20 protein-coding genes are annotated in these 22,169 nt (G+C 35.8%); 9 read left to right on the top strand and 11 right to left on the bottom strand.

The window, feature by feature from the left end:
* Positions 1-7: 7 nt before the first annotated feature.
* The 4 genes from EGI22_RS16710 (at position 8) to EGI22_RS16695 (ending at position 1,949) form a co-directional block, all read left to right on the top strand.
* A complete protein-coding gene (locus EGI22_RS16710; protein WP_255069568.1) occupies positions 8-223 on the top strand; it encodes an addiction module protein in 216 nt (71 codons plus the stop codon).
* On the top strand, positions 224-535 hold the full coding sequence (locus EGI22_RS16705; protein ID WP_255069567.1) for a type II toxin-antitoxin system RelE/ParE family toxin: 312 nt from the start codon (positions 224-226) through the stop codon (positions 533-535).
* A gap of 129 nt (positions 536-664) precedes the next feature.
* The gene (locus EGI22_RS16700) at positions 665-1,399 is read left to right on the top strand and encodes an ABC transporter ATP-binding protein (RefSeq protein WP_255069566.1); all 735 of its coding nucleotides are present in this window, start codon (positions 665-667) and stop codon (positions 1,397-1,399) included.
* A 58-nt stretch (positions 1,400-1,457) separates the two neighbouring features.
* Positions 1,458-1,949, top strand: a complete 492-nt coding sequence (locus EGI22_RS16695; protein WP_255069565.1) for a DUF2911 domain-containing protein — start codon at positions 1,458-1,460, stop codon at positions 1,947-1,949.
* A gap of 48 nt (positions 1,950-1,997) precedes the next feature.
* Here the strand turns inward: EGI22_RS16695 and EGI22_RS16690 are convergent, their stop codons facing one another.
* A complete protein-coding gene (locus EGI22_RS16690; RefSeq protein WP_255069564.1) occupies positions 1,998-2,939 on the bottom strand; it encodes a D-2-hydroxyacid dehydrogenase in 942 nt (313 codons plus the stop codon).
* Positions 2,940-3,099: 160 nt separating this feature from the next.
* Positions 3,100-3,621: a hypothetical protein gene (locus EGI22_RS16685; RefSeq protein WP_255069563.1), complete on the bottom strand. Its 522-nt coding sequence runs from the start codon at positions 3,619-3,621 to the stop codon at positions 3,100-3,102.
* A gap of 53 nt (positions 3,622-3,674) precedes the next feature.
* Here EGI22_RS16685 and EGI22_RS16680 point away from each other — a divergent pair, with 53 nt between their 5' ends.
* The 3 genes from EGI22_RS16680 to EGI22_RS16670 all read left to right on the top strand — a co-directional run bounded on the left by EGI22_RS16680 (position 3,675) and on the right by EGI22_RS16670 (position 6,622).
* Positions 3,675-4,730 (top strand): acyl transferase, encoded by a 1,056-nt coding sequence (locus tag EGI22_RS16680; protein WP_255069562.1) that lies wholly within the window; start codon positions 3,675-3,677, stop codon positions 4,728-4,730.
* An 84-nt stretch (positions 4,731-4,814) separates the two neighbouring features.
* A complete protein-coding gene (locus EGI22_RS16675) occupies positions 4,815-5,276 on the top strand; it encodes a redoxin domain-containing protein (protein WP_255069561.1) in 462 nt (153 codons plus the stop codon).
* Positions 5,277-5,383: 107 nt separating this feature from the next.
* Positions 5,384-6,622, top strand: coding sequence for a metallophosphoesterase (locus EGI22_RS16670; protein WP_255069560.1), 1,239 nt, complete (start codon positions 5,384-5,386; stop codon positions 6,620-6,622).
* A 1-nt stretch (position 6,623) separates the two neighbouring features.
* Here the strand turns inward: EGI22_RS16670 and EGI22_RS16665 are convergent, their stop codons facing one another.
* Complete coding sequence (locus EGI22_RS16665; RefSeq protein ID WP_255069558.1) at positions 6,624-7,037, bottom strand: hypothetical protein; 414 nt, start codon at positions 7,035-7,037, stop codon at positions 6,624-6,626.
* Between the two features lie 63 nt (positions 7,038-7,100).
* Here EGI22_RS16665 and EGI22_RS16660 point away from each other — a divergent pair, with 63 nt between their 5' ends.
* On the top strand, positions 7,101-8,462 hold the full coding sequence (locus tag EGI22_RS16660; protein ID WP_255069557.1) for an MATE family efflux transporter: 1,362 nt from the start codon (positions 7,101-7,103) through the stop codon (positions 8,460-8,462).
* A gap of 170 nt (positions 8,463-8,632) precedes the next feature.
* Here EGI22_RS16660 and EGI22_RS16655 read toward each other — a convergent pair whose 3' ends face one another.
* The 8 genes from EGI22_RS16655 to EGI22_RS16620 form a co-directional block, all read right to left on the bottom strand.
* On the bottom strand, positions 8,633-9,454 hold the full coding sequence (locus tag EGI22_RS16655; RefSeq protein ID WP_255069556.1) for a Bro-N domain-containing protein: 822 nt from the start codon (positions 9,452-9,454) through the stop codon (positions 8,633-8,635).
* Positions 9,455-9,659: 205 nt separating this feature from the next.
* Positions 9,660-10,478: a mechanosensitive ion channel family protein gene (locus EGI22_RS16650; protein WP_255069555.1), complete on the bottom strand. Its 819-nt coding sequence runs from the start codon at positions 10,476-10,478 to the stop codon at positions 9,660-9,662.
* 463 nt (positions 10,479-10,941) lie between these two features.
* Positions 10,942-11,334 carry a hypothetical protein gene (locus EGI22_RS16645; protein ID WP_255069554.1) on the bottom strand — a complete coding sequence of 131 codons (393 nt, stop codon included), beginning with the start codon at positions 11,332-11,334 and terminating at the stop codon, positions 10,942-10,944.
* 62 nt (positions 11,335-11,396) lie between these two features.
* Entirely contained in the window at positions 11,397-13,499 is a 2,103-nt protein-coding gene (locus EGI22_RS16640) for a hypothetical protein (RefSeq protein ID WP_255069553.1), read from the bottom strand.
* Between the two features lie 175 nt (positions 13,500-13,674).
* Positions 13,675-15,924: a DUF2357 domain-containing protein gene (locus EGI22_RS16635; RefSeq protein WP_255069552.1), complete on the bottom strand. Its 2,250-nt coding sequence runs from the start codon at positions 15,922-15,924 to the stop codon at positions 13,675-13,677.
* A gap of 93 nt (positions 15,925-16,017) precedes the next feature.
* On the bottom strand, positions 16,018-17,022 hold the full coding sequence (locus EGI22_RS16630; RefSeq protein ID WP_255069550.1) for a YhcG family protein: 1,005 nt from the start codon (positions 17,020-17,022) through the stop codon (positions 16,018-16,020).
* Positions 17,023-17,028: 6 nt separating this feature from the next.
* Positions 17,029-19,836, bottom strand: coding sequence for a DUF3578 domain-containing protein (locus EGI22_RS16625; protein WP_255069549.1), 2,808 nt, complete (start codon positions 19,834-19,836; stop codon positions 17,029-17,031).
* Positions 19,837-20,016: 180 nt separating this feature from the next.
* Positions 20,017-20,214, bottom strand: coding sequence for a helix-turn-helix domain-containing protein (locus EGI22_RS16620; RefSeq protein WP_255069548.1), 198 nt, complete (start codon positions 20,212-20,214; stop codon positions 20,017-20,019).
* A gap of 248 nt (positions 20,215-20,462) precedes the next feature.
* Here EGI22_RS16620 and EGI22_RS16615 point away from each other — a divergent pair, with 248 nt between their 5' ends.
* Positions 20,463-22,148 (top strand): sensor histidine kinase, encoded by a 1,686-nt coding sequence (locus EGI22_RS16615; protein WP_255069546.1) that lies wholly within the window; start codon positions 20,463-20,465, stop codon positions 22,146-22,148.
* Positions 22,149-22,169: the final 21 nt, after the last annotated feature.

Genomic DNA, 22,169 nt, shown 5'->3' with positions numbered 1-22,169 from the left:
TAATTTTATGAGGAACGATTTGATTAATTCTTTAAAAGAATTAACGTTAGAGGAAAAGCTTGAGATGGCCCAATTCTTATGGGAGGACGTTGCAGAAAATCAAAATTTGATTAAAATGCCAGTAGATCATGAATTGATTTTAAATGAACGTTTAGAACGAATCGCATTAGATAAAACTACTTTTAAAAATTGGGAAGATTTAAAAAACAAATATGTTTCATAGATGTATACTGTTTTAATTTCTTCTGAAGCCGAACAAGATTTGGACAATGTTTGGAGTTGGTACGAAAGTCAAAAAAAGGAATTAGGAATGGAATTTATTATGGCTTTCAATTCAACAATTTCTTCTATTTGTAATTTTCCTTTTTCAAAACCAAAATTTAAAAATAAAATCAGGAGATGTTTAATGTCTAAATATCCTTTTGGGGTATATTATTTAGTAAACAAAAAAGAATTGGAATTAAAAATAATTGCAGTATTGCATTTTAAAAGAGGAAGTAGATTTAAAAAAAGTATTTTGACTCAGAGGAAATAATAATTTTTTTTTGCTTTCTGCTTTCCTTACCACCCATCCTCCAAATATTACGCTGATAGAAAAATTAGATGTTAGCAGAAAATAAAATTTAACTTTGTTGCTTTCAATACTAAAACTAAAACCGATAGTATGGTTATTATCGAAACTAAAAACATAGCCAAACGCTATGTGATGGGATCAGAAATAATAGACGCTCTTAAGGACGTAACTATTACAATTAAAAAAGGCGAATATGTGGCATTTATGGGACCCTCTGGCTCTGGTAAATCTACGTTGATGAATATCATAGGTTGTTTAGACTCCCCAACTTCGGGTACCTATATCCTGAACAACAAAGACGTAAGTGGCATGTCGGAGAATGAATTGGCAGAAGTAAGAAACAAGGAGATTGGCTTTGTATTCCAAACTTTCAACTTATTGCCTCGTCAGTCTTCACTAGAGAATGTTGCTTTACCTCTAATATATGCTGGCTATGGCAAAACTGCCAGAACAGAAAAAGCTAAGGCGGTGTTGGCAAGTGTGGGTCTAGGAGAAAGATCTATGCACAAACCCAATGAGCTTTCGGGTGGGCAGAGGCAAAGAGTGGCCGTGGCAAGAGCGTTGGTGAATGATCCATCGATATTGCTCGCTGACGAACCTACAGGGAACTTAGATACCAAAACTTCCTACGAGATTATGCAACTTTTCCATGAAATACATGAAAAAGGCAATACCATAATAATGGTAACGCACGAAGAAGACATCGCCAACTATGCCCACAGAGTCATCAGGTTGCGAGATGGTTTGATTGAGTCAGATTTACACAATCCAAACCCAACGAATCCTTTGGAAATGGCAAAAAAATTAGCTGAGAAAACTAATTAATGCTTTACTTCGTTTATAGTTTTGAAATGATTTTTACAAACAATAATTTTTATACGAAATGAAAAAAAACCTATTCCTATTATTTACTTTAATTAGCACATTTGCTTTCGCTCAAAAACCTGCACAAAGTCCAGCAATGACGACTGAAAGCGATAATGTTAAAGTAACTTATGGTCAACCTTCTAAAAGAGATAGAGAAATATTTGGCAAATTGGTGCCTTATAATGAGATTTGGAGAACAGGTGCAAATGCTGCAACTGAAGTGACTTTCAAGAAAGACGTGAATTTTGGAGGAGCTAAAGTAAAAGCAGGAACTTACACTTTGTTTACAATACCTAACCAAAACGAATGGTCAGTTATCTTAAACTCTGAGCTGAAACAATGGGGAGCTTATGGGTATGATAAAATTAAAGATAAAAACATTGCTACTATTAAAGTGAGGCCAATGAATGGTGAAGGAACAATGGAAAAATTGATCATAACTGCCACGGATGCTCAAATAAGCATAGAATGGGACAATACAGTTGTAAGAATCCCTTTGACTTGGTAAGAAAAAACATTTTTCGATATTAAGGCTTTCCAAACGGAAAGCCTTTTTTTATAAAACATTCTCAGCCCTACCTTCCAAAAACGCCTTTAGATTTTGAAAAACAATCTCCACGAGTTTTTGTCTGGCCTCAAAACTCGCCCAAGCTATATGTGGACTTATTTTTAGGTTTTTTACATTTCTTAAAATATGGTTTTCGCTCGGTGGTTCTACAGCCAGTACATCAAGATAAGCTCCAGCTATTTTATCGGTTTCCAATGCAACTTTCAGATCACTTTCATTTATCAAACCACCTCTGGCAGTATTAATGAGTATAGCTGAAGGTTTCATTTTTGAAAAGGCTTCAGTATTCATAAATTGCTCATTTTCAGTCGTCAGTGGGCAGTGGAGGCTTAAGTAATCTGAATTGCTCAAAACTTTATCCAAATCCGCTATTTCTATTCCTTTTATAGGTTCCGCCAATGGACTCACTTTGTTTACCAATACTTTCATGTCGAATGCCAGAGCTATCTGAGCTACTTTTTGGGCAATATTTCCAAAACCAATCAAGCCGATTGTTTTACCTGAAAGTTCCGTAAGGTTATTGTCAAAATAGCAAAAATCTGGCTGCGATGCCCAACGATTAAAATCAGCGTGTTCTGAAAGGCGATTTGCAAAAGCTAGAATCATGGCAAATACCTGCTGTGCCACCGAATTGGAACTGTAGTTTCGGGCGTTGGTAACCACTATTCCTTTGCTTCGTGCAGCTTCTACATCTACAACATTATATCCAGTAGCGGTTACGCCTATATATTTTAGATTGGGTAAACTATCAATCGTAGTTTTGTTCAAAACCGTCTTGTTGGTCAGGATTATCTCAGCATCTTTTGCTCTTTCAATAAGTTCTTCAGGCTTTGTGCGGTCGTAAGTGATGAACTCGCCAAGACTTTCAAAAATACTCAAATCTATCTGCTCAGGATGTAGGGTGTAGGCGTCGAGGAAAACTATCTTCATGAAATTCGCTTGTATATTTGAATCCAAATATAAAGTAAAATCTCGCCGAAAATAGAATTTGATATATTTTTAAAAGAAATTCGAAAACAGAAAATGTGGATTTGTTTTACCAAAAACGTGTTCCTATTTGTAACAAAAACAGAGGTTTTGATCTGAAATCCTACAATTGATTCAAAATAATAGGATCCGTTTCAATAGTGTTGCTTTTGTTTCCAGCTCGGTCTTTGATATAGATCTCAAACTTGACAGTGTCTTTTTTTACTGGCCAAAAAGCCGTCAAAACCTCTATTCTGTAGCTGAGTTTTCCTTGAATTGGACCAATTTTATCCTCAGTTTTGAGGCGTGGATAGAAACCTGAATAAGTTTCGAAGGTTTCAAAAGGTGTGAAAACGCCTTTGATTTTCCTCATTGGTTTTACTACATAGTTATAATCGGTTTGGTCAACAACTCCACCAATTTCTTCCGAGTTAAAACCTAAATCTCCATCTCCATCTTTAAAATCCACCGTTACTATTATGGAGTCTTTCTTGGCTCCAGTGAACTGATCCAAGCGAATATCTTTCGTGATAGTGTTGAATTCTATCTCGGGAGTGAGAGAAAAATTTGGCTCTTTGTAGCATGAAGTTGACACAAAAGCTAACAGAACAAAAAATAATAAAACTTTAAAATGGTGCTTACTCATTTGAGAAAACTTATTTTTGTAAAATTAATAAAAACAAAGGACATTTCTAAAAAATGACCATCAGAGACGAACTAAAAGCGGCACTGGTCACGCTTGACCACAATCCTTATAATTTCGAAAAGCTTGCACTGGAAGTTTTCCGATTCCAATATGCCCAAAATCCGCTTTATAGAACATACGTAAACTTTCTGTATAAAGATATAAAAAAAATCGACCGAATAGAGAAAATTCCTTTTTTGCCTATCGAGTTTTTTAAAAATCATCAGATCGTTTCTGGCGAGGTAGAACCACAAATGGTGTTCGAAAGCAGCGGAACTACATCATTAAACACTAGCCGACATTTTGTTTCTGACTTACCCTATTATGAACTCCTCAGCCGCAAGACTTTCGAGCAGTTTTATGGTCCGCTGACAGACTACCACGTTTTTGCACTTTTACCTTCTTATATCGAACGTAATAATTCCTCGCTGGTGTATATGGTGCAGAATTTTATATTTCATTCGTTTAGCCAATTTGGCGGTTTTTATCTCGATAATTACACCGAAATGCTTCAAAATATGAAGGAAGCGACTCAAGACAATAGAAAAATATTGTTGATTGGCGTAACTTTTGGTTTGCTCGATTTGGCAGAAAACAAGCCTTTTGCTGAGAAACTAAAAGGCATTTCTGACAAACTAATAATAATGGAAACAGGCGGCATGAAAGGCCGAAGAAAAGAAATGGTACGCGAAGAATTGCACAGTGTTTTATGCAAAGCTTTTGGTGTAGAATCCATTCATTCTGAGTATGGTATGACCGAATTGTTGTCGCAAGGATATTCTTCAGGAGAGGGCGTTTTTAATTTGCCCAACAGCATGAAGATTCTTCTAAGAGAGATAAACGATCCATTTACTTATTTGCCAAGTTTTGCCTTAGGTGAGCCCGATCAAAAAGTAAAATACAGAGGAAGAACGGGCGGAATTAACGTGATAGATTTGGCCAATATAGACTCCTGCTCTTTCATAGAAACCAAAGACTTAGGAATGTTTACTGATGATTACGAGGGCTTTAAGGTTGTTGGCAGATTCGATAATTCAGATATTAGAGGTTGTAATTTGATGCTGACCTAATTCTTTTTTTTCAAAAAAAACACTACCAAACCAAACCTTTCTAATAAATTTTAAGTTTTAAAAACAATATAAACAAATACATTTATGACACTAAAGATTGGAGACGTAGCACCAGATTTCAAACTTTTTTCTTCTGAAAAAGAGGAATATATACTATCAAACTATAAAGGCAAAAAAGTTGTCGTTTTGTTTTTTCCTTTGGCTTTTACAGGCGTTTGTACAACAGAATTGTGTGCTTTAAGAGATGATATCGCTTCTTATAGTTCTATCGATGCACAAATTTTGGCCATTTCTGTAGATTCTCCTTTTGCTTTAGGAAAATTCAAAGAAGAGCAAAAGCTACCTTTTCCTTTGCTTTCAGATTTCAACAAAGAGGTTTGTGGTGCTTATGGTGCACAATACGATGAGTTTGTTTTAGGTATGAAAGGAGTTGCGAAAAGGTCAGCATTTGTAATAGACGAAGAAGGTAAAATAGCCTATGCAGAAGTATTAGAAAGTGCAGGAGATATTCCAAACTTCGACAACGTAAAAGCAGCATTAGCGTAAGCGTATTTTACATATTTTCCAAAAAAACGAGCCTTATTAAGCCTCGTTTTTTTGTATTCGAACCATTTAATCCATATTCAAGTTTTAATTAAAATCAATTGCATTAAATGAACAGGAGTATTGGCTTAGGTATAACGATAGTATTTTTTCTTCTAATAGATTTATATTTCTTTCAAGCACTTAAAGGAGCAATTCGCTCATTTTCGGTAGATAATCAACGCTGGATAAAAATCATCTACTGGGTAGTTCCTGTGGTTTCTCTTGTGGCCATTTTAGGTACTTTTGTGTTTTTTCCCGGTTATTTGAGTGCTAAAGCTAGAACATTTGTTGGCACTGCTGTTTTCTTGGTTTATATCTCCAAAGTCATCGGTTCTATATTTTTGTTGGTTGGCGATATCGTAAATGGTATCCGTTGGGCAGGCAAAAAAGCAATGGACCCAGAAGGAACTAAAAACGTGACTATCACGAGATCTGATTTTATTGCTAAAACAGCATTGGCAGTTGGTGGTACACAATTGGGACTTTTGGCTTATGGAATTATATCAGGGGCCTATGATTATCGTGTAAGAAAAGTAAAATTGCTCCTAAAAAACCTGCCGAAACAGTTTGAAGGCATGACCATTGCCCAATTGTCTGACATACACTCAGGGAGTTTTTATAACAAAACTGCTGTACAAGGAGGCGTAGATATGCTATTGGCCCAAAAACCCGACGTGGTGTTTTTTACGGGTGACTTGGTAAACAATGAGTCCAAAGAATTGAACGATTATTTCGATATATTCAAAAAAGTTAAGGCTCCTTTGGGTGTATTTTCCACACTAGGAAACCACGATTACGGCGATTATATCCAATGGGATTCGCCTGAGTTGAAACAAAAGAACTTGGAGACACTAATCCAAGGCCACAAAATGATGGGTTGGGATATATTGATGAACGAAAACCGCAGCATCAAACTTGGTGGCGAAGAACTGGGCATAATTGGCATAGAAAACTGGGGATTGGGTGGGTTTAAGAAAAATGGAGACCTCAAAAAAGCTTTAGAAAATACGGATCACTTTACCAATAAACTTCTGCTATCGCATGACCCTAGCCATTGGAGAGAGCAGGTTTTGGGCAAAACTAATATTGACGCCGCCTTTGCAGGACATACCCATGGTATGCAGTTTGGGGTAGAAATAGGAGACTTCAAATGGAGTCCGGTGCAATACAGATACAAAGAATGGGCGGGATTATACAAAGAAAATGAGCAACAACTCTACGTAAACCGCGGCTATGGATTTTTGGGATATCCTGGTAGAGTAGGTATTTTGCCAGAAATCACTATTTTCGAACTACAAAGAGCCTGATTTATTTATAAATATCATCTAAAACCTTCATCATCTGAGGGTTTTCGTTTATTTTCTTAAATCTTTGGCTCACATTTTCTTTTACTTTCGAAAGTATAATATCCTCGTTTTTGTAATCATAAACCATCAGGTATTCTTTCTCTTTTAGGTTGAGATAGTAGGCATCATACCTAAATGCCACGACTGCCGTCATATTCCGTCCATCATTAAAATATAACTTTACGCTATCTACAATATTGGTTTCAAAAACAAAGGCCGTGATTTCGGGAGAATAGTTTTTGTCTTTCTGAATATCGATTTTGTTTTCAGAAATATCGCTTGCAGCTACCCATGTGCCTTCGTAGTCGGCGAGTTTGGGTTGTTTGTTGCAACTAATCAGCAAAACCGCAAATAGTATTAGAATCCTAGGCAACATAATTTTTTTATTAGGGAATTAAAGTAAAAGTAAAAATCCTAAATTACGGCATAATTCAAAAGAATGTTACAAGAAAAATTCAAGAAAGAACTCAAACTATCTTTTAATCTGGCAGTTCCTATCATAATCGGACAGTTGGGCGTGGTCATGATGGCTGTTACAGATAATATTATGGTGGGTAGATTTCTCGGAAAAATAGACCTCGGGGCATCTGGTATAGCCAATTCTATCGCTTTTTTGATAGCCTCATTGGCGGTAGGAGGTATGTCGGTGGTGGCACCTATGGTGTCTAAACGTGCAGCGGAGAAAAACTGGCTGGGTCTACAAGAGTTGTTTGTAAATACGGTCATTGTATCCATTCTTTTTTGTGTGGTTTTAAGTGCAATCGGGTATTTTACGTATATAAACTTTGAGCTTTTCCAGCAAAGTGCTATCATTAACCAAAAAGCACCTGCATTTCTTTTGATTATTTTGGCATCTAACATTCCCCTGTTTTTGTTTTTTGCTTTGAAACAGTTTGCCGACGGCCTCTCCAAGCCCCAGGTAGTGATGACCATCACAGTAATTGGTCTTTTTGCCAACATCATCGGGAATTATACTTTGATAAACGGCCTAGGTTTTGTGCCAGAAATGGGTCTTCAAGGAGCAGCCATTGCCACATTTATTACCCGTGTTTTGATGCTTATGATGCTTTATTTTTATTTGATATACAATCGTCAGTTTACCGAATACTTCAAAAACCTTAGCTATAAACCCAACAAAAAGCTCATTCTTTTGATATTAGAAAGGAGCATTCCGGGTGGTTTTCAGGTGTTTTTTGAAATAGCCGCTTTCTCTATGGCCATCATCATGATGGGTTGGATATCAGAAACTGCTTTAGCAGCTCACCAAATCGCTATCAATATAGCCTCGCTTACGTTTATGATGGCCACGGGGTTTTCGTTTGCGGGAGGTATAAGAGTGGGCGAAGCTTGGGGCAACCGCAGCCCGAAAGGCATAAGAGTTGCGGGTTTTGCTGCTTATTTTTTGGTCTTCGGTTTTATGAGTATCTGTAGTTTCGTAATTGTCCTTTTTGATAGATTCCTTCTAGAACTCTATATCAACGATGCAGAAGTGATCAACCTCGCTCTTCCGCTATTGGGCATTGCGGCCATTTTTCAGTTGTCTGACGGTATACAGGTGGTTGGTTTGGGTGTATTGCGTGGACTGGCTGATATCAAAATTCCTACCATCATCACTTTTGTGGCGTATTGGGTAGTGGCCTTGCCGCTGGGCTATGTTTTAGGTTTTGTTTTTGGCCTAAAATCCATCGGCATTTGGCTCGGACTTTTATGTGGTTTGACGGTTTCGGCATTGTTTCTCTATTTCAGGTTTCGAAACCTCATAACTTATAAAAACCTCAAAAGCCGCTTCGCAAAAGCTTAATCTCCAGTTTTGCCAATCATCACCGTATCTGGGTAAGCAAATGGATATTGTTTTCGCTGAAAGTTTTTTTGAGGAATTGCTTAGCTTGTTAATATAAATTTACAAACCTTTTTTTTAATTGGTTTTACTTTTGGCAAACAAAAGTATTAATGACAAATGGGAATTAAGGTTTAAGTTATTTTTTTGGTTTCCTTCAATATTTTCGCATTGACTTTGCTCACTATTTTTTTACCAGTTTGTTCTTCAATTTCTTTTCTAGTGTTTCCTGCTATCTGGCCACCTTTTTTGGCAATTTTCATATTGTCAGAAAAAGTTTCAGGGTTGGTTTCTTTACTTATTTCGGTAGTTGTTGCTTCTGCTAACATATTCAAAACTAATTCCAGATTAGTCATGTTGTCTCTCAGGTTCTCTTTTTTAAGGTTTTTAAAATCCTTGTATTGTTTAACCGTCTTTCCACTCCAAGCTTGGGTAATGATGTCAGTCAAAGTAGCAAATTCTTGCCCTTGTTTTACACCTCGGTTCTCCCATTCGTCAGTAAGGTCTTTTCTGACTTCAATACTTTTTAGCCTTTGGTTTATCAAAGCAGTGCTATAACCTAGCTTTTGATAATTCTCCATAGCTCTATCTATACTTTTTTCAGGATCTTGGCTTTCTTCAATTCTTTCATAGCCCACTTTGGCCAGCCATTGCTTAAAAGGCTCCGCTTTGGGTGAAGGGATGGACTGAATCAAACGTAAAAGCTGCTCCGTATCGGCTACGTCGGTAAGATAATACTTTCCATCTGCCGATTGCATTTTCAGTTGGTTACAATCTGTAACCAACTGACTTCCTTCTTTGAGAAGTCTGTGCTTCAATACTTTCCAATAATTTCTAGGATTGGGAGAATCCGTTAAAGTATCTACAACATCTACAATAGAAAAATACCATTTTTCTTGCTCAGCATCCCAGCTAGAGCGTATTTTTTTGCTTTCGAATAGTTTTAAGTCTTTCATTTATTGTTTTTTGGTGTGATTTTAATGTGAATATATAATCAGATTAGTATTCTGCTTGCTAAATAATTTAGGAATTCTCAATTATAACTTAAAAGTATCCCTAAAGTAATCTTGACTTTCATACCCCATACGAAGTAGAAAAAACCAAACTTCGTTAATTCAAGTTTTAATTTGTTAGCGTGTAGCTGAATTTTTGGATACATTATTAATCTCCAATTTTGCCAATCATCACCGTATCTGGGTAGGCTACTTGGATATTGTTTTCGCTGAAAGCTTTTTTGAGTAGGGCGTTTATTTCGTAGAAAGCCTCCCAATATTCGTCCGGATTTACGTAAGGTTTCACGCCTATTTGAATATAATGGGCATCAAAAACTTCGATGCCGACCAAAGGTTCATATTGTTTTTTAATATAAACCGACTGCTCTATGGCTTTTTCTATAATGGCTTTTACTTTAGGAAAACTCTCCTCATAAGGCATGTTTATCATTAGTTCTAGACGTAGAATTCCTTTTTTGGAGTAATTGGTTACGATGTTTGATGTCACTTGACCGTTGGGGATTATCAGCGTTTTCAGGCCGGGAGTAGTCAGTATGGTATTGAAAATCTGGATTTCCTCCACTTTGCCAAACTTGCCGTCTAAGTCAATCCAGTCTGATACTTTGTATGGCTTAAAAATCAATATCAAAATACCCGATGCGAAGTTTGCCAAGCCACCTTGTAGAGCCAATCCAACAGCAAAACCTGCCGCGGCCAACATGCCCACCAAAGCCGAAGTATCAAAACCCGCAATGCCCGCCGCCACCAACAAAACGGCGATTTTGAGCGTAATGCCAAACATAGAGCCTATAAAAGACGTAATCTCGGGTGACAGCTGAGACCTTTTCAGCCTCTCGACCACCACACGCTCGAGTTTATTGGCTACCCAAAAACCAATAAGTAAAATAGCAATAGCACCAGCCAGCTTTGGCGTATAGGCTATGATATTGTCAAGGATGTTTTGGAGGTATTTTTCTAGGTTGGGCATTTTTGCTTATTGAATTTGTTGCAATTTATTGGTTTTTTTGTTGGTTACAGTTTGTAAGCAACTGAAATTTTGTGGTTTTGTAGATGTACGATTTATTCGTACCACTGAAAATTTTGATTTTTTTCTGTTGACTAAACTTTATTGTATACTGAATTTTTGAGATGGTTCATTTTTTTAGAAATAAGATTTGTTTTGTGTTGCAATTTAAAACAAAATGCATATCGATTTTATGATTGCAGCATTCAAGTTTTTTATGTTTTTCTGCAAGTATTTTTCTGGGATAAGCATTAAATATTGTAATTTTTCAATTTTCTGACGATACGTTTTTAAAGACTAAACTTAAAAACTATTCAATCTCTAAGTGAAAATAATATCATTCTTGGGCATACGCCTAACATAGCCCACAAAAAAATATCCTTGAAGTAGCCCCAAGGATATTTTTTAAAATTAAAACAAAACCAATTTATCTAATACCAGTGTCTATTTTCAAATCCATCGTTGTGGTTTTCCCATTTTCGATTTTTACGTCTTTAGGCAAACCACTGAACATATTGGCAGGTTTTACATCTATTTTATAATCGCCTACAGGTAACTCCGTTTGGTTTAAAATCCCCAAGGTGCCATTATACGATAAAGCTTTTTCTAAAGCAATTGTGCCTGTAGAGACGTTTGTGAACACCAAACTATAGGCTTCATATATTTGCTTTAACTCAGCATCTGTTTTTTTGCACGGCTCAACTGGGCACAAAGGACCGATGGTCACATTTACGATTAGAGATCCTTTCAATACTTCAGGTTCTACAGTACCACACGAAATAAAACCCATTACCAACAATAAACCAATTATGTTTTTCATGATGTTCTCCATTTATATATTTAAGACCCTAAATTTCACAAAATGGTTGCAATCCATTAATTTTAATATACGCAGCCGACTATCCTCGCAGTGAATACCGAGGTATTTGGTATGGTAATAGCCGCCCCAGGTGTTGGTGTAAGTGTAATAGACTTACCTGCTTTAAATTCCCTCGTGCCAGTTAGGTTTAATGTACCGCTATTGGTGATTTTTTCGGTGGCTTCATAAGGCGTAGTAGTGCCACTGCCTATTGCCCTGTTTTGCGGTATTATCGTTACATTGGCAGTACTTGTACTCGTAACAACCGGATTTGTAGAAACTATTCTTAATTTGTACCCGGTACCTCCAGGAGTGACCGAATTGGGTACCGTACTAGCAATATTACCTGCACTTACAGATGTCAAACTACCTATTTGAAGCGGACTACTAAATGAACCGCTCGCGTTAGAGATTTGGGTTTTAAACTGGTTTCCAGCATTAAAAGTGCCTGTTATTGAAAACGGCACAGCATAGCCTTTGTTTGCACATAGCGTAGAAGACGGCAAAGTGCCTAAAACTATCGAGGCAACCACAGGATTAGGCTGGATTTTCGCCCAATAAGTACCCCATTTGTCATATCCTCCGCCAGGAGCATCGGCGTATTCGCCAATCACCCAAAAATCCGTGCCATTGCTGGGGTCTACCATGGTCATGGTGTAGTCTCCCCATCTATTTGCCGAGCCACTATAGGTTTTAAAATATTTATTAGTTCCGTTTTTGTACTGATAAACTGAGCTAAAATTGGCATCTCCATTTTTACGTAAAACATAAGAAGCCGTACCATAAATAGTAGGCGAATGGTGCCCGAAGCCTATCATTACATCTTGATTATTATTTACCGCAATGCTCGGGTAAGAGTAGCTATTAGTAGGAACACTGTAAGAGCCCATATTTGTTATGCCAGTGTCTTCTATTTTTCCCCATTCATTTATGGCTGCTGTGGTGGGGTTTATTGATAACCAACGCACAACTCCTCTATATACACCTGAACTAATACTCCAAGTATTATGTACAGCCCATAATTTCCCTCCTTTCAGCACTGCGTTTGACATTCTATGGTCACCATCATCCATACCATTGGTTGCGGATGTCATGCCTAATTGTGGTGCTTGATTATAATTAGGCGTATATCCTGACCAACTATTGCCAGAGCCAACACTTGGCAGTCCCACATCAGAAAGCGTTGGTACTGCAGGTGGCACGCCGGATATTTTAAAAACTTTATATAGACCAGAAGAGCTACTCCAAGTACAAATTAAAGGAACGGTATTGGTTGTATTGTCTGCAACTACAGCCGGCGATATCGTAAAACCAGAAGTTACTGAAATCTCAGTGGGAGTGGTGCTTAATCCCGCTAAAATATCGCTCTTTTTTATAACGAAAAGCTTTACTTTACTAAAACTCCCAGCCATGGTAAACATATTTCCTGAAACCACTAACCAGTCTTTGTTGTAGCCCATGCTCGGAAAATCAAACCAAATACCTAATTCACCAGTGTTGGTTTTTATTTTGTATTGGTGCCATGCCCCAGTGGGATCGCTTGTGGCCGACACTGCCAACAGAATGTTCGAAGTGGCTGAATAGGCACCATCTAGGTCTACAAAATAATATCTTTGTGTAAATGGGTCAAAAAGTATTTTTGGGTCATATATATCGAAAGTTTCTTCTACTGTCCAAAAACCTTCATTCGAAAGACTACTCACAGCACCTCCAGTTTTGTTTTGAATTTTTATTTCGGTGTTGAGGGTGGTCATCACATGATTTGGCCCAACTGCACCGTTTACGTCTGGTGGTATGCTTGTGTTGTTGTCAATCAAACCCACAAAACCCACCGATGGAGCTGGAGGAGCCACGGCTATTTGTGGAAGTGACACCTTGGGCTGGCCTTGAAACAGCCTCACATTGTCTTTTGGGGCATCATACTCGGGCAATATCATTTTATCTTTTGGCCGTTTATTGTGAATTTTTAACTCGGGCGGCGAAAGTATTTCTTTGCTCACCTGCTCTTTAAAATCCGCAACGGCAGGAACAACTGTTTGGGTTTGAACAGACACATAGTTTTGAGCAAATGCTTGGCCGAGAGACAGTAAGCCTAAGGTTAAGAGTAGTTTAATAGTAGTTTTCATATTCATAATAGATTGAAAACCAAATTACTACTAAATAATTATTTTTCTATATTAATTTTTTGATTTTTATTATAAGGGAGATTTTGGGTGGGTGGGGGGGTGTTTTTATATTTTTGATTTATGAAATTTAATGGTTTATTGAGTGTTTACTGTTTATACCTACCTTAATCAATTATTACTTGGTTTTTTCTTTCATTAATTCTTTTAAGGATACTGCAAAGGGAATCCCTGCAGCCTTTCTAGGATTATTATTCGATTTGATTTCTTTGTATTTTTCTAAATCTTTGAAGTTAAAACTTGCCCCGTTAAAGTCCGAACTCTCTTCTTTTTCTATTTCAATTACTAAATAATAGTCTTTAAGATGACTAGTTTTGTAGCCAACCAAGCTCGTTCCCTTGTAAACTTTAGGGCCTTTGCTTTTTATTTTGAAAATTTTCTTTGCAGTTTCTTTTCCAGATTCTCTTAAAAGTAAGTATTTCGCATTAACTACTTCGTTTTCTAAACTTAAAGAACCCTTGTCATCATCCATTCTGAAATTGTACAAACCATGTTTTTTGTAAAAATCTTCAATGTTTTGTTTGTTTTTACAATACCCAACTAATATATAAGTTTCATCAGGAATTAATTTTTCTTTTTTAGCTATGTCCAAATATTCAGGCATTGGCTCATTTAGAACATTTGTATCGTCTTTTTCGTCTTTGTGAATATCGTAAATTTTAACAGCTGTATGTTCTCTTTGAGATGCTCTATCAATGAAATTAGCAATAACCTTTTTAATGAAGTTCTTTAAATGCTCTTTATCTTTATCGTCTTCATTGGGTTTGATTACAAAGGCACCAAGACCTGGGATTAATTCGTGAAAGCCTCTAAATGGCTCATTTTGGCCTTTTCCTGGATATAAAACATAAGCACCTCCAGTTCTTCTAATTGCGTCTTTATAAGCATGCATTTTAAGTAAGTCCTGATTTTTGAAAGTTCCTTTCTTACTTTCGTCTAATTCTTCTTCTATTAACTTGTTATTTTCTTCTTCAGATAATTCTTCGTTTTTCGATTTCGAAACTAATTCATAGAAGTTGTTAACTTTGTATTTAGCATCAAAGTGAATGTGAGTAATCAATTCTGTTCTTTCTGCATCCTTTGGTTCTTTAATTTCTTCAGGCCAAATAGATAAAGTGTAATCAGGACGAAGTGTGGTTGTGTAACTGCCTGAATTCGGGAAGGTTTTGCCGCCACCAAAAGAACGATTATAGGAGAATTGAATATTCAAATTCCTTGAAGGAGATTTATATACTCCTTTCATAGCAATGGCCTTTCCTTGCTTCAAGTTAAGCGACAATTGCCCTTTATCATATTGAATTAATTCTGCGATACTCTTAGGCTCAATCTCAAATACTTCTTTTAACAAGTCGAGTAGTGTAAAAAATAACCAATACTCGTACAGCGTAGCAATATCTTTTTTGCCAGCATCATAAACTTTGTCGCCACCGTGCCAAATCAATTTGGCTGCTAAGTCAAATTTTAGCCAAGCATTTAAAACTTCTCTATACCCGCTTTTCCTTTGAAGTACAGGGCTGTTTAGTTTTAGAGAGACAGGACGTGATATTTGCTTGAAAAATGATTGATTTAATAAAGTAGATATTTTTGTTGCTAGCAATCCTGATTCAAATTTTGCGGTCGAATATTTTTCAAATTTTAATTCGCAATTTTCACAGAAAAAAAGAAATTCTTCTAAGGCATGTTTAATAAATCGATTTTCGGCTGTGTCTATTGATTCTGCTTTCCTAGTACTATCAATTTTTGTTGGAATCGAGCTTAGCCCATAAGACTTATTCAAAAAATGATCACAATTTAGTTCAATGCGGTTACTTTTGGTAACTAGCTGTTTTATATTTTTTTGATTAAATCTTCGTATGCTTCGAATGTCTTTTTCCTCATGTTCCTCTTCCCATTTGGTAGTAGGGTTGGAAAAAATCTTTTGAATGGCTTCTTCAAATTCTAGTGAATCAATTAATGATTTTACAAATGAAAAGCGTTGATATAATGTTTGACTATCGGTATCAAAGTTTGTTTCAAAGTGCTGTGAAATAGGAGAGTCGATCTGCATGATTAAATCCGTACATTTTTCGGTAATGCTCTCCAGCATATAACGATAATCTGTTCTGTAATCACTCTTAACCGATTGTACTTCTAATTTAATTTTATAAAATTGCTCTGGTTTATCAGCATGGAAAATTTCAAAGCTTAAAGCTCCTACATAAATATTGGGCGATATGACACCGATGTGCTTATTTCTGCTATGTGGCTGAATGTAATCAGTATTTTTAAATACATAATTTGGTTTCGAAAATTCATAATCATAAAAATAGCCTTCTTTTAATTGATAACGACATTCACCTTCTTCTTCTGCATTATTAAAATCAAACAAAGAATCGGGTTTCTTAGCATCTATTATTAATGTTAAGTCTTTCTCAATAAAATCTAAATGAATGGTTACAGTAGGTAATGAATTCATATGCTTCTAAATGGTTTTATTTTCAATTAGTTGCTTCAATTCATTTTTGCTCGGGAGGATTAATTCATATTTGCTTGCAAATATTTGATTGTTGTTTTCAGGTAAGGTTATTTCAACTAACGTGTCTTTTTTGTCTTTACAAAGTATAATGCCGATAGTTTTATTCTCCTCTTCAAGTTTTACATATCTATCGTAATAGTTCACATACATCTGCATTTGTCCAAGGTCTTGATGCTTGAGCTTACCAATCTTTAAATCAATTAGCACGAAACATTTGAGAAGTCTATTGTAAAATACCAAATCAACTCTAAAATGTTCTTCGTCAAAAGTGAAGCGAACTTGACGACCCACAAATGTGAAACCCTTACCCAATTCTAATAAGAAATGTTCTAATTTATTGATTAATTCTTGTTCTAATTCGGTTTCGCTGTAGGTACTACTTTCTTCCAAATTTAAAAAATCCAATATGTAAGGATCTTTAATTAAATCGGATGCTTTTTCAATTATTTGACCTTTTTCTGCAAGTTTAAGTATACCTTTTTTATCTTTACTAAGTGATAATCTTTGATACAATGATGTATTAATTTGCCTATCAAGCTCCCTTACACTCCAATTGTTTTTTTCTGTTTCTATTTCATAAAAACTACGTTCGTCTTCATTTTCAATTCGCATTAAATGAAGGTAGTGGGTCCAACTTATACTTTGCGAAATCGGTGATTTCGCAATCTTATAGGTTATATAAAATTTACGAATAAGCTCAAGATTTCGTTTAGAATACCCTTTGCCAAATTCATTTGATAATTCACTTGAAAGTCTTTCTAATATATAGTCTCCATAGTTAGAATAATCGCTGCCCTCTTGTTCATGTTCTACAATTCTTTTACCCAATTCAAAATAGGTTTGCACCATAATTGAATTCACAGAACGAACCACACCTATCTGTGCTTCTTTTATGATCCTCTTTATGTGTTCTATAAACGAACTCGTCTTATGTTGAATTTCGTTATTCATGTTATTTTAGGCTTCAGCATAACTTGCAAAACCGTTTTCAACTGCATTTTTATACATTCTGCAAATTTTTTCGAATGATATTTTGTATTTGATATTTGTGTCATCTTTAAGTTCAACTTCGGTTAAACTATTGCTTAAGAATTTATCCAAATAATCTTCTTTAATTTTTGAATTGTCTGTCAAACAAAAACCACCTAAAATGGGAAGTACCTTAGACAACTTGTTTCGTGAACCATGTAATTTTGGTAGTAATTTCTGCATTATGGCTATATCTAGTAAGTTGTCACCCGATTCGCCAAGTTCTTTTAGCATATACAATAACCTTCCAATTTCACTTACAGTTCTAAAACCAAACTCGGCACCCGATTTTTTTAATTCTAAAAAGAATAGTATCAAATCTGCTTCGGAAGACTTTAAGATGTCTTTTTCTTCTTTCAATTTTACATCATCTTCCTCTTTTTTAGGAATAACCATTTGTATAAAGCTTTCCGACATATTAGAACCCTGAGTCTTTAATAAATTCATGTCGAGTTTGACATCACTCTTTATAAAGTCTGCTAAATCATTTTCAGTCAATCTAAATTCTATGGTATTAGCTCTATCTAAAACCTTAGGACTAAACATGTAAGTAGTTTCATCAATATTTACAGTTCCAATTATGAATAAATTTTTAGGAAGATTTATTGATTGTGGAATATATATTGGGTCTTTACCTTGTTCAGGTATAATTCTATGTAGCGGAATTTTATCACCAGATTCCATTGTACTTAAAAAATCAGCAAAATAACGTTCTACATGACTCAAATTCATTTCATCTAAAATCAAGAAATAAGGTTTTGTCGGCTCTTCGGTATTTTCAATATTTAGCTTTGCTCTAATCATTAAATCTAAAACGCCATTTTCAGGGCTTACATATTCTTCTTTATTTAATGCATTTGGATAACCTAAAAGAGGTTCACGGTTAGTCCAATCTGCACCAACAGGAACAATTACATATTGAGATTCATCAGATGTAATCCATTGAGCAAAAGCTTGTGCTAATTTTGTTTTACCAGAACCTGAAAGACCACTGCAAATTACAAATGGTTTGGTGCACAAAGAAGCTATTAAGCGTTGAATAAGTTGAGGAGAGAAGATCAAGCCCGCTTCTTTTGATTTTTCTAGGAAAGTTCTATAATCAAGATTCATTTTGCTAATTTTTGGAATAGCATCTTCCATTAAATTAAGTGAAATATAATAATTTAATATTTCATTAAGATCGTTATCAATCGTTGATGAAGTAGGCAGGTCATTAATGCTATATGTTTTAAAAATGAAGGAATTGCCATAGTTAAAAGGAGAGCCTAGATTATTCTCTATGAAATATTCAGAAATCGTTTTTGGATCTTTTAATTCCCATTTTTTATTTGGGATGTTTGTAACACTCACTCCATATGCTAGTATTAAAAGATTTTCAGCTTTGAAGTAAAGATATACAGGATAAATTCCATTACTAGTAGTCTGACCTTTACAAAGAAAGGAAATCCAAGGTATTTTTGCAGCTCCACCTTGTCCAAAGCTGATTTTAATTTCTAAGCCACGATATTTTTGTAGGTAATTATTTCTAATTGTTCCAAGGTCATCTGTTTTTGCTTGGCCGAGAAATTTGTTTAATTCTTCAAAATATCTCATTTCATTATTAGATTTAAATATTAATTTGATGTGTTCTTCATTGGAAAGCTTGTGAATAGTTCTGCCATAGCCACCAAGTGATAATTCTTTAAATATTGGTGCATTGATGAATTTAACATTAATAATATGTCCTAGTCCTTTTGGATCATATTCATATACTTTTCCGTTCTTTTCAATCACCTCTGCTATACCTACTATTGAAAGATAGCCTTCGGTACCTTTGGGACTGCCATCTCCTTTGATAGCAACTAAATCTCCAGGCCTTAATGTAAGAAAATGTTTAATGGCATTTATAGAATTACTTTCTTCGTTATGTAATTGTAAAAATTCTTTAATCTCAGAATGGCTTTCATTATAGAGTTCTGTTAAATCAATTTTTGAAGCAAATCCAGTCGCAACAACTGATTTTTTTAACATTTCCGGGAATACATCTTTATCCGCATTTTTACCATATTTGGACCCAATTAAATAATAGTCTCTTTTCGCAGTTTCTTTAAAAGTTTGCCATATTAAAGTGCCAACCTTTTCATAATGCCAATTTGAAAACTCCTTTGTTTCGTTAAGTTTTTTTCTACACAAGTAATTAATAAAAATTGAATTTTCATTTTTTAATTCAACTCCTTTAATGCCTATATTTTTAGCACATTCTATTATTACATCGGGATCACCTATTGTTAAAAATTTTTCTGGATAATAGAGACAAAATATTTTTAGCAATACTATATTCCAAATGGATGTTTGGATAGTGGTAATTTTTTCAATTTCATTTTTTCTAACGAAATCTAGTCCTTTAATAATAGCTTTTTTAAGCTCTAAGAACTTTGCATCAAGAATATTTGCTTGTAACGATGTTTTTTTTGTGCCATAACCTTCATAATAATTTCCATCTTTTGATTTATAGATTCCAAACTTAGATGCATTACCACCACCAATCCCGAATAGAATACCTTTAAATTCTAGCCAGTACGAGAAGCTTTTTTCTGAGGTGCCAAGACAATAGTCATTAATTTTAAAGTTCTGAATTGAAGCCAACGGAAATTTAGAAATAAATTCAAGTCTTCCTTTTTCTTTCAATTCAATTTTATCATCTGGCATTGAAAATCTTTCAGAAGCTTTAATCAGATCATTTATATTGTTAATCATTGTTTAAATTTATTTTAAATTGTAAACTTATTTTCATAAAGTTGCTTCTCGTGAAATTCTTGTATATTTATCCAATTTATTAGCAAATACACATTTTCCAATTGCCGAATACTTTGCTTAATGAAATCCCTTAGATACCAGTAGAATGGTCAATGAATTTATTTTAGGTATTTTCTTTTCTCATTTTTTCTTATTTGAAGTAATTAATTCAATAATATCTACATCTAGAATTTTTGCTATATCATTCAATACCTCAAGCCTTGGTTGTTGTCTGTTTTGCACATAACTATTTACCATGTTATAGCTTTTTCCTAATTGTTCAGCTAACCATGTTTGCTTAATTCCTTTTTTGTCTAGCACTTCTTTAATTCTATTCATAGCCAAAATAATATTGGTCTTCAAAAGTAAAAAAATAATGTAAATACATCTCAAAAATTGAGATAAAAAATAATCATAAAATCACTCATTAATTATTTTCGATATTCTTAAATGACATTTTGGGTTTTCCCGCAGCAGGGATAGTAACGGATACCCCACAGCTGGCGTAGCCGCGAGGAGTAGTAGTAGATAGCCCGGCACGCCTGACGTAGGCGGCGTGGCTGCCCTGATATTGAGGTTTCAGGAAATTGGTCACTTTTTTGGGTGCTTTCAAAACATTTTTTCATTTGGCTTGGTGGCGGCGGTTAGTTTTGGGGCATAATTATGAAAAAGCTATGCAGAATATGATGAAAGGTCGGAAGTTTGAGGTGGTTTTTGTTTTGGTCTGTGTGGCCATTTATGTGGTCAAGCGGTTGTTTGAGGAGGCTCGAGCGTTTGATAGATTTATTTTCGATATGTACAATTTGCCGCCTGAGCAAAGAGATATGGCTGCGGTGTGGCGGGGCTTGGTTGATTACTCCCATTTTGCGAATACCATGCTGCCAATAGTGGCTGGTGGTGCCTTGTTTTTTGCAGCTTGGTATGTTTTTCATATTTGGCTTTTTCCAAAACTTAAGGCCAAGGAGTTTACTGCCAGTACCTTGGTTTTAGGTGTGTTTACCTTGGTTTTGGTGTTTTCGAGTGTCTTTGTGCACAATTACTTTAAGCTGTATTACCGCGAAGTATTGGTACATGCGGTGGGGAATTCGGGCGAGGCATTTGATAAAATAAACGGTGCGGTGGTTTATTCTAAATTCCGGAAGATTTTTTGGCTTAATGATGCTGTGGCAGTACTGCTGATTTTGGTTTTGTATGAGGCTGCTGCTCAGGCGTTTTATTATGTTCAGGCGAAGCTGAGAGAAGAGGATAACAACGTTTTTATTGGGTATGTTTTGGAAGGTGGCGTTTGTGTTTTTCTCTTGGTTTTGGCATTTGTTGGGCATCTTCCGCAGAAAGACTATTGGATAGGACCTATCAGAGAATTGGCTCTTTTGGGACTCAGTGGCATAGTCGGTTTTTTGGCTCAGGACTATTTTTATCGGAAATGTATGCCCTATGTTTCTGATATTAAATCCAAAGCCTTTTCGGTGGGTTTTAAGGGATATTTGTTTATTCTGTTGGCCGGCAGCTTTTTGATTCATTTGTTTCAGGTTACTATATGGGCTATTTACAGCAGGTCGTATTTTAGGATTTCGCCACCTTATTTGCTGATGATTTTTACGGTGTTGTTGGTGATGTCGTTGGCGATGGCCTTTCTGAGGAGGGTTTTTTCGAAAGAAAAGAGGGCACTAAGGACTGAAATATCTAACAAAACGGCGGAGTTGGGCAATTTGCGGTCGCAAATAAACCCGCACTTTTTGTTTAATGCTCTGAATACGCTCTACTCGGTGTCGCTGAAAGAAAACGCCAATATGACGAGCGAGGGAATTCAAAAACTGGGGGATATGATGCGGTTTATGCTGGAGGAGAATCATCAGGATAGGATTTTGCTGTCGAAGGAGATTGAATATTTGGAGAATTTCATTGCTATTCAGCGAATGCGGGTTGACGAAAACCAAGACATTAAGCTGGAGATTAATATCCAAAAGACAGATAAGGAGGTTTTTGTAGCTCCCATGTTGTTGGTGCCTTTTGTGGAGAATGCCTTCAAACACGGCATAAGTTTTAGGTCGCCGTCTTGGATTTTTATTACGCTTACGCACGACGCTCAACATCTGTATTTTAAGGTGCACAATAGCATTCATACCAAGCAAGAACTTGGCCAGCCAAGCCACGGCATAGGCCTTGAAAACGTAAAAAAACGCTTAGAAATGATCTATCCCAATCGCCACAAGCTGGAGATACAAGAAACCGAGCATGATTTTTTTGTTAGCCTGGTTTTGGGGGTGTATTGATGGAGGGGGAGAGTCGATGGA

Source organism: Lacihabitans sp. LS3-19, from assembly GCF_024343575.1.
Lineage (GTDB): Bacteria > Bacteroidota > Bacteroidia > Cytophagales > Spirosomataceae > Leadbetterella.
This window is presented reverse-complemented; position numbering and strand designations above follow the sequence as displayed.